Below are 14,791 nucleotides of genomic sequence, written 5' to 3' on the forward strand. Positions count from 1 at the left end.
GGGTATGAAAGACAAAACCCAGTTGAGCAAGAAAAAAACTGTCTTTCATCAAGGGTATGAAAGACAAAACCCAGTTGAGCAAGAAGAAAACTGTCTTTCATCGAGGGTATGAAAGACAAAATACAGTCGAGCAAGAAGAATACTGTCTTTCATCGGGTAAATAATAGATCTGCATATAAATATGTAACACATAAATGTAACATGGATACTACCAATCTAACAAAAAAAAATGATATACTTTTAATATGATAAATTGGAAAGTTTTGGTTTATTCGTCATTTCATGTTAAACCATAAAGGCAGGGGGTACAGGTTGAAAAAACAATTACTCACTCTTGGCGCGACAACTCTATTGGGAATTGGCACCATTTTGGCAAGTCCAATTGGTAAGGCAGAAGCTGAAAATAGTAAGAACAATCAGGATCAGCAGTCAGATATCAGTAAGGAAATATCTCAAAAAAATGCAGAAATTCTCCAAGTTCAGGATGAAATGATTAGATTAGCTGAACAAATCAAGAGGTTAGAACAAGCAATTATTGATAATAACAATAAAATCATGGAAACAGAAACGAAAGTGAAAGAAACTGAGGCTAGTATTGCCTTTCTTCATCAAGAAGTTACTAACATAAATGAAAAAATCGAAAAGCGTAATGAAATTATCAAGAGACGAGCTCAGTCTCTCCAAGCAAGCGGTGGTAAGGAAAGTTATTTTGATGTTCTGCTTGGGTCGGAAAACTTTAGTGATTTTGTAGGAAGACTCAGCGCTGTAGCAACAATGGTTCAAGCAGATCAGGATCTTGTTAAACAGCACGAGGCAGATAGAACAGCGGTGCAACAAAAACAATCTGAAGTTGAATTGAAGCTTTCTGAATTGAAAGTGATAAAAACAGAGCTCGAGGGTATGCAGACGCAAATACTAGAACAAAAGGATGAAATTGATGCCCTTAAGATAGAATTGCAAAAAAAGGAACAACAAAAGCTCACAGAAAAAGCTATCCTCCAGCAGCAAGGTGAATATCAAGGGACAGGAAATATAACCAGCATGGCAACTAGTGCATACTTAATTCCTGAGTCCTCCAATAAAGCAATCAATATAGTGATACATGCAGGTGAGAAATACATTGGAAATTCTGTGTATGTGTTTGGCGGTGGCAGAAATGCTTACGATGTCGCTAATGGCAGATTTGATTGTTCCGGATTTGTTGCTTGGGCATTTGAGCAGGCAGGGGTAAAGGTAGGGGCTTATACGGAGATGTTAAAAAATACTGGTACAAGAGTACCTTTTAGTGAAGCCAGGCCAGGGGACATCGTGTTCTTCGATACCTATAAAATAGACGGGCATGTCGGTATATACCTTGGTGGTGGGCTATTCATCGGTTCCCAGAGCAAAACAGGAATAGCGATTGCTGACCTTACAAAAGGATACTATGCAGAGAAATTTAATGGTAGGGTTATGAGGATCATCAATGATTAAATGGCCATCATTTACATAGAGTAACACTAAGTTTAAGCGATGCTATCATTCAGCATCGCTTTTTTGTATAGAGGATAATAACTGTTCTAAAGAACCTTTCAATTGGATGAGCTCTTGTTCGCTTTTAGGCTGTAATTCAATTTCCCCGCCTGATTGAAAGTCCATATGAAACAGTGGTAAATTTGAATCAACTGCTGACACATCATGAGCTAACAATTTAACCTTTTTTAGGCCGATATTTCCTTTTTTAGGTAAATAGTATTGTCCGAATTGCGCATTTGTTACCTTAAGGGTTAAATTTTTAAATAGAACAGTGTCCTTTGAAGTAATGTTGGTTGTGATCAGTCCTTTCGGAGATTGTACAAGTTTTTTAATAGTTAGCCCTAAAACGGCAGCTGAATCAAACTTCATTTCGAGCATAGGAACATCCTTTGCATAAGGAGTTTCTCCAGTCGTCATGGCAAGTCCGGTAATGCTACCTTCCATTTGTTCAGCGTCAATTATAAACCCAATCAATTGGGGAGTTTCTGCATTACTATCTTTGGTAACCATAAATAAAGTGCTAACAGTTAGAAATAATATAATTAATAGTTTGTAAGTAATATGAATACGTCTCAATGTGACCACCATTTTTCTGTTTACTAGTAAATTACGGAACACAGCTGATGCTAGTTCCAGTGATGCAAATGTTTTTATTTTTCAGATAGGAGTTCTTTTCCGGAAGCAATTTCTTTTTGTACAGTTTGGTCTGGTTCTATTGAATGAGGGGCATATGTCGGTTTCCAGGCAATGGCTATTGAACCGCCAATAATTCCTAAGATCGTGCCGATTAAAAATCCTCCGAGTGCACCAAAAACTGATAATACAGCCGAGAATATAGCAAGTACACCTAACAGGGTTGAAAGCTTTGGCATAAGATAAGCCAGCACCCCCAATAACAATGTCAGACCTCCCAAGAAAAAGCCAACAACAAGCATATTCCCAGGGACAGCTGAAACTTCATAGAGTTGTACAGGTACATATAAAATAATAAGTCCAGAAAGGATACACAAGGTCGCCCCCCAAAAAGGGCGCCTTGCTCTCCAATTCTTGAACCTTTCACGTTTTGTAGAAGAAGGGTTCATTTTGATCATCCTTATCAATTAATCTATGATGCTTTTTTATTTAATTTTTTCAAAGTATACTTTCATGCCAGGTAAACTTACCTTTTGTTGGAATAAATATAAAGTCTTGAGGTCTCCGTTTTCAATGGTAATCGTGTCAGCACCTTGAGTGAATTCTTTAGCAACTTTTTCAAATGGATCTTTGATATCAGCAACATAGTTTTCTTTCATTTCCATATTTGAGAATGAAGCGTTACCATTGATTAAAGTGGCTTTTTGAATAAGACCATCAATATTAACTGTACTATCAGAAGATATGACTACTCTAATCCCGAGAGCTTTAATTTCTTTTGAAATTTCTAATCCATCAATTTTAGCATGCTTGATAACGTTTACAGCAACAGGGTTATTTTTCGTTTCGGCCCCATCAGCAAGTCCACCATAAAGTTGGAAGCCGTCACCAACCATCTTGTCAAACTTAACGGTAAATTCACCAAATCCACTAAGTGGTGCTGCCACTGCTACACCGGTTATACCAAAAATACTGAGCAGTGTCCCTAAAAACACAAATCCCCCTAATAATGCAAATAATAATTTCTTTTTGACTGTCTGACCTCCAATGATGATGGATTCTGCTGTCATTCAAATTCCTCCCTTTTTTTTGTCAATGCATCAAATTGAAATGAAATGCATCGCTATTCGTCACAATTTTATGATAAATCAGTAAAATCTTTAATCCCTACATTTGTAGGAATTTAATCCAATATTTCCCTAATTTTCAACACGTTTCATCAAAATCTATTAATTGCATAAAAAGAGGCAGGAATTTTAGCTTATATAAAAGAAATAAATATATAAAAATACCTATTGAAAAATGTAAGCATTTACACAACTTAGATGTTTTGAGCGGGGAGTGAGTGTTTTTGTCTAAAACATTAAGTGATCATTTGGATAGCCTGTTGAATGATGCGGTTAAATTGTTAAGTAACTATCAAGATGAACTTTTACAAGAATGGGGGAATACACTCGATTCTCTAAAAAATACAAAAAAGAAATCCGTTTCCGTTTATGAATTTATAAGTGAGTTTCTTGTTACATTTTTAATTTCTGTTCGAGGCGGAAAAGCAGATATTTATCACATGTTAAATGAAATACGAGCAGCATGGCATAGCCATTTTAACCGTGATCCTGAACCCGATTCATTAATATTTCATCTAAATTTAATAGAAAATTCTGCGCACAAAGTTCTAAAAGAGCGAGTAGCTTACTCTTCTAAATTGCATCCTTCGATTCATTATCTATTTTCAAAGATTAATGAAGTAATGCTTTTTGACTCAACTAAGGACCGTTATAGTGTTTGGAAGGATTCAGTTATTCTATTTAATGAATGGATCTTGCGCTCTCAAACTTTAGAGGAATCAGTTGAAAATATCTGTTTTGGATTTGGATATTTTCTGCCATTTAAACGATGCGCCTTATTTAAATTTGCCAATAAGGAAAGTGTGGGTATAGGGCTTTACGGGCATCATATGAATACAGAAGACATACAAGCAATTGCTGAAAAAATTACAAATATTCCAATTTTAAATGAGAGCATTGTAAAATTGAAGTCACAGGGGCATGAAATGAAAAATTTTCAGCCTATCTATATTCCCTATGCAGATAGGGAACTTCCAGAGAAATATGTTCAGAAATTCCAACTCTCTTCTTTAATGATTGTTCCCATTTATGTGCCTGAGGAAGGTAAAATTATTGGAGGAGTGGTATTAGATCAAGGACCAGACAAGTTCTTTACAGTGGACACTAGTCTTTTTCCAGCTTTAATGAAATTTGGGCAAAGTTCGGGGGAACTACTTTTAAAATTTATTAAAGCTGATGTGGATAAACCGGTAACTGCTGCCGTAAGTCCGATTTCCTTAACTCCAAGGGAGATTGAAATCATTAAGCTTTTGGCAGATGGAGCTTCCACCCAAGAAGCAGCTTCTAGACTTTATCTAAGTGAATATACAGTTCGGGATTATATCTCAAATATAATGAAACGATTGAATGCTCAAAATAGAACAGAAGTGGCCGTCAAAGCCATTCGTCTTGGTATTATTGATTAAAAAAAATATTTGGGATATTTATGAATGATGATGCTAACTTGTTAAAAGCATAAAACGCCACTCAAAACGTCAGAAAGTGTTTTGAGTGGCGTTTTTTTTTAGGGGATAAGAACGGTTTTGTTTTGGTAAAATAAGGTTTAACTGTATTGGGGTAGGAAAAATGATCACAATGGCTTTCTTGTTCATCAGCATTTTATTATTTTTACTTCTTGCCTTATTTGATGCACACCTTTTTCATTTATCAATTATAGAATCTTTACGGAACCTCCTCATTTCGGAAATTTCGGCAGGCCGTTATATTGTCTTTGCTGGAGCCATTTTTGGGCTGATTGGTGGTTTTATCATAGATATTCGCCTATTTCTTAATAAAAAAAGAAGTAAAGATATGCAAGGGAACCAGGAGTAGATATGCAAAAGGAAAATATATCCCTAAGCCAGCTTCTCACTCTTTTAATTAATTTTCTGCTAGGAAGTGCCGTTGTCGTAGGTGTAGGAACTGAAGCTAAAAATGATGCATGGATTGCGATTTTTTTGGGAGGATGGCTTGGGTTTGGTGTTCTCTATTTTTATCATTTTTTAATGAGTCGGTTGGATACGGAAAATTTATTTCAATTATTTGAGTATTGCATTGGTAGAAAAGCTACCATCCTACTGTCGTTTCTTTACGTTATCTATTTTCTGTATATTTCCAGTGTGGTAGTCAGGGATTTTGGAGAATTAATAGCTTCCGCCATTATGCCCAATACTCCGATAGAAATCATTTCTTTAACATTCAGCCTATTGATGGCGTATGTTATATATTTAGGAATTGAGGTGTTGGCAAGGACTTCAGAAATATTCACCCCTTATGTGTTACTTTTTTTTATCTTACTGACTATTTTTTTATTTGTCAGCGGTAATGTACATTTTCACCAAATACAGCCGATCCTTTGTGAAGGATGGAAGCCAGCATTAAAAACTTCATTCAAATTATTAATTTTTTTTCCTTATGGAGAAATGATTGTTTTTACAGTATCGTTGACAATTAAAGGGGATCCTGAGAAAGGCGGCAATGTTAATAACATGAATGATGTAACCCCAAAAGCATTAGTTGTCCTGGATTCGTTGGCTATTTTTAAAAAGGATAGGCTTAAAGGCTTTCTTCCTCTCAGTGGTGCTCGTAATTATCTTATTATTGTCGATAAGTTAAAGAAAACAGTAGTATCTGTACCTTGTGGAAAAAATAAATATTTTGGTATCCGCATTTATAATTCGAAAACTAGAACAAGTGCCAAATTAATCAAGGGAATTCCTGTCATTAATTTAAAGATTAGAACAGAAGCTTATTTGGATGGTATGCAATGTGAAGATGATCTGACCAGTCTCGATACCTATGATAAATTTGAAAAAAAATCAGAACAACAACTAAAGCATAATCTTGAGTCAACCATAAATAAGATGCAAAATAAATACAAATTGGACATTTTCGGTTTTGGAGAGGCATTATATAGGCAGGATTATCAGAATTTCAAAAAAGTAAAAAATAAGTGGGATCAAGTATTTCAACATGCGATTGTACATGTTGATATTAAAGTACAATTACGAAGATCAGGCATTAGGACGAAAAGTTTAATTTTAAAATGATATAGCAATATCGACTGCGGTTGGAGGTTCATTTACCAACCGCATATTTTTGTTCTCAAAATATGGGCTAATCCCTTTTTTGGAAAGTTAGGCAATAGGGATAAGTGTCTATTGCACATTTGTATCTAGGTGAATAGGATATATAGAAATTACAAAAGGAGGTAGTAATAATGACTGGTGCTGCAGGTGGCTATGGTGCAGGCTTTGCTCTAATAGTTGTTCTGTTTATTTTGTTAATCATCGTTGGAGCTTCTTGGGTTGGAGGATTTTATTAATAAATAAGGAGGTAAGCATATGTTTGGATATGGTGGATTCGGAGGCTACGGCTTTGGTGGCTGCGGATATGGCGGAGGTTTTGGCTATGGCGGTGGCTTCACTTTAATCGTTGTATTATTTATTCTTCTGATTATTGTAGGAGCAGCTTGCTACTATTAATTAAACAGCAATAAAAGGCAGAATAAAACCCGCTTGAGATTCAAGCGGGTTTTATAAGTTGCTGGAAATTTTCCATTCTTCATATTTATCCAGTTCAGTGGAGAGTCTCTTTATCGTAAAACCAATGACGGCAGAATCATCAAGAATACCTAATCCAAGAATAAAATCGGGAATAGCATCTATAGGAGATACAAAATAAATAATGGCTCCAATCAAAATGAGCATCGTACTCTTCGAGAAATTTTTATATTCACCCTTAGAATAAGAGCTTACTAATTCTATAAGCAATTGCAGCTTATCCCAGGCTCCTCCTAAAATTCCTTTTTGTGACTGTCCCTTTATGATCGCTTTCTCGAGCAGGCTTTCCGTTTTTTGCTGATTCCCAAGGAAACTCTTAGCTTGATTCAAATATTTTTTTTGGTCTTTTTCTAGATTAAACAAATTGACCACTCTCCTTTTTGAGCACTTCTCACTTTAGTTTCTGCAATTAGGAGGAAATCATGAAACAAAAGGTGAAGAAAACCAGATGCCTTCTTGACATCTGGTTTTGATAAATAGACAAATTAAACGGCTTGATTGCTTGGTGCTTTCCCCCAAACAATTTCTTCTACTTCAATGCCCTCTAAGGTTTCATTTTTTAATAAAGCATCCACTAATTGTTGATACTGTAATTGATGGTTTTGAATTAAGTCTTCTGCCTTTTTGAGACCTTTTGTAAATAAATCCTGCATTTTTGCTTCTTTATCCTGTTTATTAAACGTTAACGAAAAACCATCCTCAAGCATTCCGATATCCACCATTTGCTCGATGATTTGTTTAGCTTGTTGGACATCGCCGCTAACACCAATACTATGCTCACCTAGGATCATTCTTTCTGCTACCCCGCCAGCCAATACCATCGCGACACGGTCAAGCAGGTCGCTGGTGGTTGATAAATGAAGTTCCTTAGGTATTGGTGCTACATAGCCTAACGCTTCTCCCCGTGGTATGATCGTGGCTTTTCTTACCGAGCCAGGCTTTGTTAAAGAGGCAATAATGGCATGTCCCGCTTCATGGATAGCAACACGACGTTTTGTTTCTTGATCTTTTAAAGAACGTGAGGTACTGCCTAATATGGTTCGATCAAGCGCATAGTCAAGGTCTTGTTTTTGAATCATTTCATGCCCATTTTGGACGGCACGGCGACTTGCTGTTTCGAATAAAGAATGTAACTCTGCACCTGAAAAACCGGAAGTGCTTTCGGCCAACCCATCTAATGAAGTAAGGACTTCTGGCGCTAATGACTTACCTTTAGTGTGAATATCAATGATTTCTTTCCGACCTTTTGTATCAGGAAGGGGAACTTGGAACGTAAAATCGATTCTTCCCGGCCGAAGAAACGCTTCATCCAACATGTCTTTTCTATTTGTAGCTGCAACAAATAATATACCATCGTTCTTATTGCCACCATCAAGTTGAACAAGCAATTCAGTTAATGTTTTTTCTCCTTCTTCTCCACCATGTGCTTTCCTTCTTCCTGCTAGGGCATCAACTTCATCAATAAAGATGACCGCAGGGGTTTGTTTTCTGGCCGCTTGAAAGAGGGAACGAACACGACTGGCGCCGACACCTACAAATAATTCATTAAATGCTGAACCACTTGATGAAAAGAAGGAAGCATTTAATTCATTGGCAATCGCTTGAGCAAGCAAGGTTTTTCCTGTTCCTGGTGGTCCGTATAACAAAATACCTTTCGGAGGTTTGATACCTAGCTTAGTAGCCCGTTCTGGCTCTTTTAATGTGGATAAAGTTTGTAGAATTTCTTCCTTCATTTCCTCTCCAAGTCCGCCAACATCTTTTAGGGTGATGGACGGAAGCGGACGCGGTTTAGCGACACTGTTTTTCATGGAGTTTAACCCAGTACCGCCTTTTGATTTGTAAAGGGCAAATGCACTTCCAAACATTAATAAGAGTACTCCGCCCATAATCCAAATACCATAACGGCTGCTGGTAGTATAGGAATAGTCAATATTATATTTTTCTACAAGCTTATCTACCATTTGACTATTGGGGGGGACATGTGAAATATAATGAGCATCTCCTGCTGTAATATAAAGGCTGCCATTGGAATGCTCAGTTAATGAAACGGTTTTGCCTTGCTGTTCTTGAACAATTTTTTCAACAGAAGAGAATGGAATGGAGACTTGTGTTTTTGTTGACTGAACCGTCCAAATAATTCCTGAAATTATGATAATAAACGCTGCAACAAGCGGTATAAATTTTGCTACTTTCTTTTTACTTTGATTCAATATTGTCATCCTCCTCTAACAGAGTACGTAACTATTATAAGGTAATTCCCAGAAAAATGGATATGGGAACTGGTGGAAGAATGGTATAAAAAAAGAAGTGCAGCTGCACTTCTGTTTTAGGATAATAATCGGAGATGGGGAATGATTGGCATTAATACACTTTGTGCAAGAACCCCAATGCTAACACCAACACTGGATGCTTTGCTCCATTTAAAAACATGAACTTTTTCGTCGTTTGTTTCATACAAAAATAATAGCTGATCTCCTTCTTCCGCAATACCAATTTTTTTATATGAAATCTTATTTTGTTCAAGGACTATTTCGAATGCTTTTTGCAAATAATTAAGGGTCTCTTGGTCAATTTTTATAACGTCCATAAATCCTCCTAGGCACTTACTATATGGAATATATCTCAGCTATATTATAGTCTTTATGACTCCCTGATAAAAGAAAATTATCAAACTCCTCCACTTGAAATATTGCAAAGTTTGCATTTGCAAGATAAGATTGAACTTATGGACAAAATTTTTTCGTTGGCCGATAGGAAAGTATAAACTTTCCTATCAGGCATAAGTGCAACTACGCCTCTGTCATTGCCTTTTAGGCTTGCCAGTCGGCGAGTTTTCTAATCAAAGAGAGGAAGACATGATGGGTAATAATTTAAAAGAAGAAGTATTATCACGCCGGACATTTGCGATCATTTCTCACCCGGATGCCGGTAAAACCACATTAACTGAGAAATTGTTATTATTCGGTGGCGCGATTCGTGATGCAGGTACCGTAAAAGCGAAGAAAACAGGGAAATTTGCTACGAGTGACTGGATGGAAATTGAAAAGCAGCGCGGCATTTCGGTTACCTCCAGTGTTATGCAATTTGACTATAATGGATATCGGGTTAACATTTTGGATACCCCTGGCCACCAGGATTTCAGTGAGGATACCTATAGAACTTTGATGGCTGTAGATTCTGCAGTTATGATTATCGATTCTGCAAAGGGGATCGAGGAACAAACCCTAAAATTATTTAAAGTATGTCGGATGCGTGGAATCCCGATCTTTACTTTTATGAATAAATTAGATCGTCAAGGGAAACCGCCTCTTGAACTGCTTGCAGAGTTAGAAGAAGTGCTGGGTATTGAATCCTACCCGATGAATTGGCCAATTGGGATGGGAAAAGAATTTTTGGGAATCTATGATCGCTTTTATAATCGGGTCGAACAGTTTCGGGTAGATGAAAATAACCGTTTTATTCCATTAAATGATGATGGAGAAATTGAGGGTGACCATCCACTGAAGTCCTCCGGATTATACGATCAAACCCTTGAAGAGATAATGTTGTTAAATGAGGCAGGCAATGAATTTTCTGCTGAAAAAGTTGCCTCCGGAGCGTTGATACCAGTTTTCTTTGGAAGCGCACTAACAAACTTTGGAGTTCAGACATTCCTTGAAACCTATTTACAATTTGCACCACCGCCAAAGGCACGTAATTCCTCGATTGGTGAAATTGACCCACTTTCAGATCAATTTTCCGGGTTTGTCTTTAAGATTCAAGCAAATATGAATCCGGCACACCGTGACAGAATTGCCTTTGTTCGGATCTGTTCAGGAAAATTTGAACGAGGAATGACCGTGGCGATTCCTCGATTGGATAAGCAACTGAAGCTATCCCAGTCAACCTCTTTTATGGCTGAGGAAAGGAACACGGTTGAAGAGGCAGTCAGTGGGGATATCATTGGTCTTTATGATACGGGAACCTATCAAATAGGCGATACCTTGACAGTGGGAAAAAATAATTTTCAATTTGAACGATTACCACAATTTACTCCTGAACTGTATGTCAGAGTTTCAGCTAAGAACGTCATGAAGCAAAAATCGTTCTATAAGGGACTTCAACAACTAGTTCAAGAAGGAGCTATTCAGCTATTCAAAACTGTGAAAACAGATGAATATTTATTGGGTGCTGTTGGACAGCTTCAATTCGAAGTATTTGAACACAGAATGAAAAATGAATATAATGCTGAAGTATTAATGGAACGCATAGGGTCTAAATTAGCACGCTGGATTGAAAATAATGAAGTGGATGAAAACCTATCAAGCTCGAGAAGCCTGCTCGTAAAAGACCGTTACGATCAATACGTATTCCTATTTGAAAATGACTTTGCATTAAGATGGTTCCAAGAAAAAAATCCAGAAGTAAAACTGTATAACCCAATGGATCAGCATGAGTAGAAAGAGGCAGATTTAGCTCTGCCTCTTTTTTTTCACATAATACAGAAAATTCAGACTAATTACCTATAGACGAATCATTTTTGAGGAACTTACAATGGAAACAACCATGGAAGCTAAATAAGGGGGAGACAAATTTGGAAAAAGGTTATTTTTTCACAGGTTTTCCAGGATTTATTTGCAACCAATTGATTCGTGAGGTTTGGAAGAAAAATCAATTGCAAGGAGAAGTATTTGTTCTAGTCCTTCCAAATATGTTTGAAAAGGCCAATCAGGTGAAGAATGAAATCATCACAGAACTTGGAGTGAATGAATCCGCTTTCACGATTGTTGAAGGAGATATTACAAAAAAAGGGCTCCTGCAACATGTGAATGAGCAGGAACAGCTATCCAAGCGAGTGACACATGTTTTCCATTTAGCCGCTATTTATGATTTGGCCGTTCCGCGGGATATTGCTTACAAAGTGAACGTAACTGGGACGAACAATGTCAATGAATGGGTGCAGAATCTTCCCAAGGTACAACGGTATACTTACTTTAGCACAGCGTATGTTGTTGGAGTACGAGAGGGTACTCTTTATGAAGCAGAACTAATTAGGCCACCGAGATTTAAAAATTATTACGAAGAAACGAAATATGAGGCTGAGGTATTAGTAGAAAAACTGAAAAAGGAAGTCCCGATTACCATCATTCGACCGGGGATTGTGAAGGGGCATTCCCATACTGGAGAAACCATTAAGTTTGATGGGCCTTACTTTATTATGAATTTCTTAGACCGATTAAAATTTCTTCCCATAATTCCCCGAATGGGCAAAGGGGAAGGCTTTGTCAACCTTGTCCCCATTGATTATATAATCCAGGCGACGGCATATCTTTCCTTTTTTGAGCAGGGTGCAGGTAAGACCTATCATTTAACCGATCCAACTCCTTACAGAACTTCAGAACTATATGAAATGATTATGAAAGAGTTACTAAACAAGAAACCGAAGGGAATCATTCCATTAAACTTAGGAAAATGGTTACTTTCGATGAAACCTATGCGGAAATTCCTGGGTGTTGAAAAAGAAGCATTAGATTATTTTACTTGGAAGGGCCGTTTTGATTGCACTCAAGCACAAAATGACTTAAAAGATTCAGGAATTAGCTGTCCTGATTTTAAAGATGGGATTAGGCCTATGGCCAAATTCTATTTACAGCATAAGAATAATCCCAATTATCAGGTTACTATTTTATAATCAATATTCGTTATAGTACTTCCACTAAAATGAGGTGGAAGTTTTTTTGCGGAATAATAAAATAATAACCCCCACAATCAGTTCCGTTGATACGTAATTTTTAAGTGATAGCGAGAACTATCCAATAGTTTCTAACTTTCAAATGCTTATCCCATAAAGACCAAACTAACATCATTATGTTATAATTGGTCGAATAGAGGTGAGCAAATGCTAGGTTTATTGTTTATGGCGAAGAAGACCAAGAGATCATTAGAAGAAACTGTAGCGTTAATCCAGCAGGGTGACCGGTCACTGCTGAACGAACTGATTGAACAATATAAACCGTTCATTGCTAGAACAGTATCTTCTGTTTGTCGAAGGTATATTTATGAAACCGATGATGAATTTAGCATTGGTCTTATCGCTTTTAATGAGGCAATTGAGAAGTATTCAACTGAACGTGGTAGTTCCTTATTAAGTTTTGCTGAAGTGATTATAAAACGCAGAGTAATAGACTATATACGCAAGCAAACTAAAAATCAGCATCTAAGTATTGATATCACAGATTCCCAATATGATGAAGAATCCGCTGGTCTTGCCGTAGTAAATGATTTGTCTCTTGAAGATTACCATAAAAAAAATGACGAACAGTTAATGAAAGAGGAAATCATCCAGTTTCAACAATTACTGGCTAAGTTTGATTTAAGCTTTAGCGATTTGGTTGAAAACTCTCCAAAACATGCTGATGCAAGAAAAAACGCCATCATGACGGCGAAAATGCTAATTGAAAATCAAGATTTAAGGGATGTTCTTTTGGAAAAAAAGCGCCTTCCAATTAAAGAATTAGAGAAATTGGTCCATGTCAGTCGAAAAACGATTGAGCGAAATCGTAAGTATATTATTGCGATTGCCCTTATTTTATCAAGTGATTATATGTATTTAAAGGAGTATTTAAAAGGGGTGTTAGAAGAATGAAAAAAGGCATTGTGATGGAAATAGATGAAGCATTTCTGACATTGTTAACCCCTGATGGAGAGTTTTTGCGAACAAAAAAACTCGAACAGCCCTATTCAATTGGTGAAGAAATATACTTTTTCCCCCTTGAGCAAACTGCTGATGCTAAGGCGCTAAAAGTGAACCGATTTTTTAAGGCAAAACCTATTTGGTTATCGGCTGCTGCTTTATTGGTTTTTCTAAGCACGTTTATTCCATTTTATCAAAATAACAAAGCCTATGCCTATATGTCCATTGATGTGAATCCTAGTATTGAACTTGGATTAAATAAAAAGATGCAAGTAGTGGAATTAACTGGCTTTAATAAGGAAGGGAAGCAAGTTATTTCTCATTTGAAGGACTGGAAAAAAGTGGATGTTTCTTCCTTGACGGAAAAAATCCTGACAGAAATCAAAAAAGAGGGTTATTTGAAAAAAAATAATCACATTATTATTTCAACAGTCAGAATGGAACATCCAGAAACAGAAGTAGAGAAAAGACTTCAAGATAATATCAAAGAAATTAAGACAGCTGTCAATGATGAAGAAGTTAATTTGACCTATGTTTCCGGTACGGAAAAAGAATTAGAAAAAGCCCACAAACTTGGCATCACTGCAGGAAAATTACAAGTAAAAGATTCAGAGAAAACCAAGGACAAAGAGAATTCGAATATAAATAAGAGAAATGAGAATACAAATATAAAGAAAAAGAACTCTGTTCCTAGTTCTACGAACCAAACAGATTCACCAGGAGAAAAGAACAAGAAGCAATCAGGACAAATTAAGGTGCCAGGCACAACAAATCAGTCTGAAAAAACAATCAATAAGGTTCCAGCTGATCAAATGAAAAAAGAAAAACCTTTGGCTCCACAAGATAAAACAAATGGCTTGGCAAAAAGCAATAAGGTATATCACCAGGACGAAAAGGATAAACTAGCCCTTCCACCTAGTCAATCTAAAAAAATGGATGAAGAAAAAGTAAAACATCATCCAGGGAAGAAGATAGAGCCGTCTAAACAACCTTCAAAACACGAGCATATATTTAAATAAGAAAAATAAGTCCGGCAACTGCCGGACTTTTTCCATTATATTCATTATTGTTGATTAGAATTTCCAGATAGTTGAACTTGCGCTTGCTGCACGAGTCTTTTGGTAATTTCGCCGCCTACAGATCCATTTGCTCTTGAAACGGTATCGGATCCCAAATTCACGCCAAATTCTTGGGCAATTTCATATTTAACTTGATCTAAATATTGTTCAATTCCAGGTACCAATAATTTATTTCTGCTATTAGCCATTAGTTTCATCTCCTTTCTATCTACAGAGAATATA

17 protein-coding genes are annotated in these 14,791 nt (G+C 36.7%); 10 read left to right on the top strand and 7 right to left on the bottom strand.

Annotation, left to right across the window (positions count from 1 at the left end):
* The first annotated feature begins 312 nt into the window (after window positions 1–312).
* The gene (locus ACI3K6_RS05735; RefSeq protein ID WP_435554088.1) at window positions 313–1,473 is read left to right on the top strand and encodes a C40 family peptidase; all 1,161 of its coding nucleotides are present in this window, start codon (window positions 313–315) and stop codon (window positions 1,471–1,473) included.
* Between the two features lie 45 nt (window positions 1,474–1,518).
* On the opposite strand, the gene ACI3K6_RS05740 is transcribed toward ACI3K6_RS05735, so the two are convergent.
* The 3 genes from ACI3K6_RS05740 to ACI3K6_RS05750 all read right to left on the bottom strand — a co-directional run bounded on the left by ACI3K6_RS05740 (window position 1,519) and on the right by ACI3K6_RS05750 (window position 3,218).
* Window positions 1,519–2,091, bottom strand: coding sequence for a hypothetical protein (locus ACI3K6_RS05740; RefSeq protein ID WP_435554089.1), 573 nt, complete (start codon window positions 2,089–2,091; stop codon window positions 1,519–1,521).
* Window positions 2,092–2,165: 74 nt separating this feature from the next.
* Window positions 2,166–2,525 carry a DUF6114 domain-containing protein gene (locus ACI3K6_RS05745; RefSeq protein WP_435554090.1) on the bottom strand — a complete coding sequence of 120 codons (360 nt, stop codon included), beginning with the start codon at window positions 2,523–2,525 and terminating at the stop codon, window positions 2,166–2,168.
* A 108-nt stretch (window positions 2,526–2,633) separates the two neighbouring features.
* Window positions 2,634–3,218: a DUF6230 family protein gene (locus tag ACI3K6_RS05750; RefSeq protein WP_435554091.1), complete on the bottom strand. Its 585-nt coding sequence runs from the start codon at window positions 3,216–3,218 to the stop codon at window positions 2,634–2,636.
* A 275-nt stretch (window positions 3,219–3,493) separates the two neighbouring features.
* Between ACI3K6_RS05750 and ACI3K6_RS05755 the strand changes: the two genes are divergently transcribed.
* The 5 genes from ACI3K6_RS05755 (at window position 3,494) to ACI3K6_RS05775 (ending at window position 6,739) form a co-directional block, all read left to right on the top strand.
* The gene (locus tag ACI3K6_RS05755) at window positions 3,494–4,681 is read left to right on the top strand and encodes a helix-turn-helix domain-containing protein (protein WP_335476005.1); all 1,188 of its coding nucleotides are present in this window, start codon (window positions 3,494–3,496) and stop codon (window positions 4,679–4,681) included.
* 160 nt (window positions 4,682–4,841) lie between these two features.
* Window positions 4,842–5,087: a hypothetical protein gene (locus ACI3K6_RS05760; protein ID WP_435554092.1), complete on the top strand. Its 246-nt coding sequence runs from the start codon at window positions 4,842–4,844 to the stop codon at window positions 5,085–5,087.
* 2 nt (window positions 5,088–5,089) lie between these two features.
* Window positions 5,090–6,304 (top strand): GerAB/ArcD/ProY family transporter, encoded by a 1,215-nt coding sequence (locus ACI3K6_RS05765; protein ID WP_435554093.1) that lies wholly within the window; start codon window positions 5,090–5,092, stop codon window positions 6,302–6,304.
* A gap of 170 nt (window positions 6,305–6,474) precedes the next feature.
* Window positions 6,475–6,579, top strand: coding sequence for a YjcZ family sporulation protein (locus tag ACI3K6_RS05770; protein WP_335475994.1), 105 nt, complete (start codon window positions 6,475–6,477; stop codon window positions 6,577–6,579).
* A 19-nt stretch (window positions 6,580–6,598) separates the two neighbouring features.
* A complete protein-coding gene (locus tag ACI3K6_RS05775) occupies window positions 6,599–6,739 on the top strand; it encodes a YjcZ family sporulation protein (RefSeq protein ID WP_335475992.1) in 141 nt (46 codons plus the stop codon).
* 51 nt (window positions 6,740–6,790) lie between these two features.
* Here ACI3K6_RS05775 and ACI3K6_RS05780 read toward each other — a convergent pair whose 3' ends face one another.
* The 3 genes from ACI3K6_RS05780 to ACI3K6_RS05790 all read right to left on the bottom strand — a co-directional run bounded on the left by ACI3K6_RS05780 (window position 6,791) and on the right by ACI3K6_RS05790 (window position 9,404).
* Complete coding sequence (locus ACI3K6_RS05780; RefSeq protein ID WP_435554094.1) at window positions 6,791–7,180, bottom strand: YkvA family protein; 390 nt, start codon at window positions 7,178–7,180, stop codon at window positions 6,791–6,793.
* Between the two features lie 122 nt (window positions 7,181–7,302).
* Window positions 7,303–9,036, bottom strand: coding sequence for an AAA family ATPase (locus ACI3K6_RS05785; RefSeq protein ID WP_435554095.1), 1,734 nt, complete (start codon window positions 9,034–9,036; stop codon window positions 7,303–7,305).
* Between the two features lie 107 nt (window positions 9,037–9,143).
* Window positions 9,144–9,404 carry a hypothetical protein gene (locus ACI3K6_RS05790; RefSeq protein WP_335475986.1) on the bottom strand — a complete coding sequence of 87 codons (261 nt, stop codon included), beginning with the start codon at window positions 9,402–9,404 and terminating at the stop codon, window positions 9,144–9,146.
* A gap of 271 nt (window positions 9,405–9,675) precedes the next feature.
* On the opposite strand from ACI3K6_RS05790, the gene ACI3K6_RS05795 reads away from it, so the two are divergent.
* The 4 genes from ACI3K6_RS05795 to ACI3K6_RS05810 all read left to right on the top strand — a co-directional run bounded on the left by ACI3K6_RS05795 (window position 9,676) and on the right by ACI3K6_RS05810 (window position 14,509).
* On the top strand, window positions 9,676–11,256 hold the full coding sequence (locus ACI3K6_RS05795) for a peptide chain release factor 3 (protein ID WP_435554096.1): 1,581 nt from the start codon (window positions 9,676–9,678) through the stop codon (window positions 11,254–11,256).
* Between the two features lie 134 nt (window positions 11,257–11,390).
* Window positions 11,391–12,488 (top strand): SDR family oxidoreductase, encoded by a 1,098-nt coding sequence (locus ACI3K6_RS05800; protein ID WP_435554097.1) that lies wholly within the window; start codon window positions 11,391–11,393, stop codon window positions 12,486–12,488.
* A gap of 207 nt (window positions 12,489–12,695) precedes the next feature.
* The gene (sigI, locus tag ACI3K6_RS05805; protein ID WP_335475980.1) at window positions 12,696–13,442 is read left to right on the top strand and encodes an RNA polymerase sigma factor SigI; all 747 of its coding nucleotides are present in this window, start codon (window positions 12,696–12,698) and stop codon (window positions 13,440–13,442) included.
* Complete coding sequence (locus ACI3K6_RS05810) at window positions 13,439–14,509, top strand: anti-sigma factor domain-containing protein (RefSeq protein WP_435554098.1); 1,071 nt, start codon at window positions 13,439–13,441, stop codon at window positions 14,507–14,509. The genes sigI and ACI3K6_RS05810 overlap by 4 nt, the downstream gene beginning before the upstream one ends.
* A 44-nt stretch (window positions 14,510–14,553) precedes the next feature.
* Here the strand turns inward: ACI3K6_RS05810 and ACI3K6_RS05815 are convergent, their stop codons facing one another.
* Window positions 14,554–14,757, bottom strand: coding sequence for an alpha/beta-type small acid-soluble spore protein (locus ACI3K6_RS05815; protein ID WP_335475976.1), 204 nt, complete (start codon window positions 14,755–14,757; stop codon window positions 14,554–14,556).
* Window positions 14,758–14,791: the final 34 nt, after the last annotated feature.

This window comes from Neobacillus solisequens (assembly GCF_051233465.1).
In the GTDB taxonomy this organism is placed as follows: domain Bacteria; phylum Bacillota; class Bacilli; order Bacillales; family Cytobacillaceae; genus Neobacillus.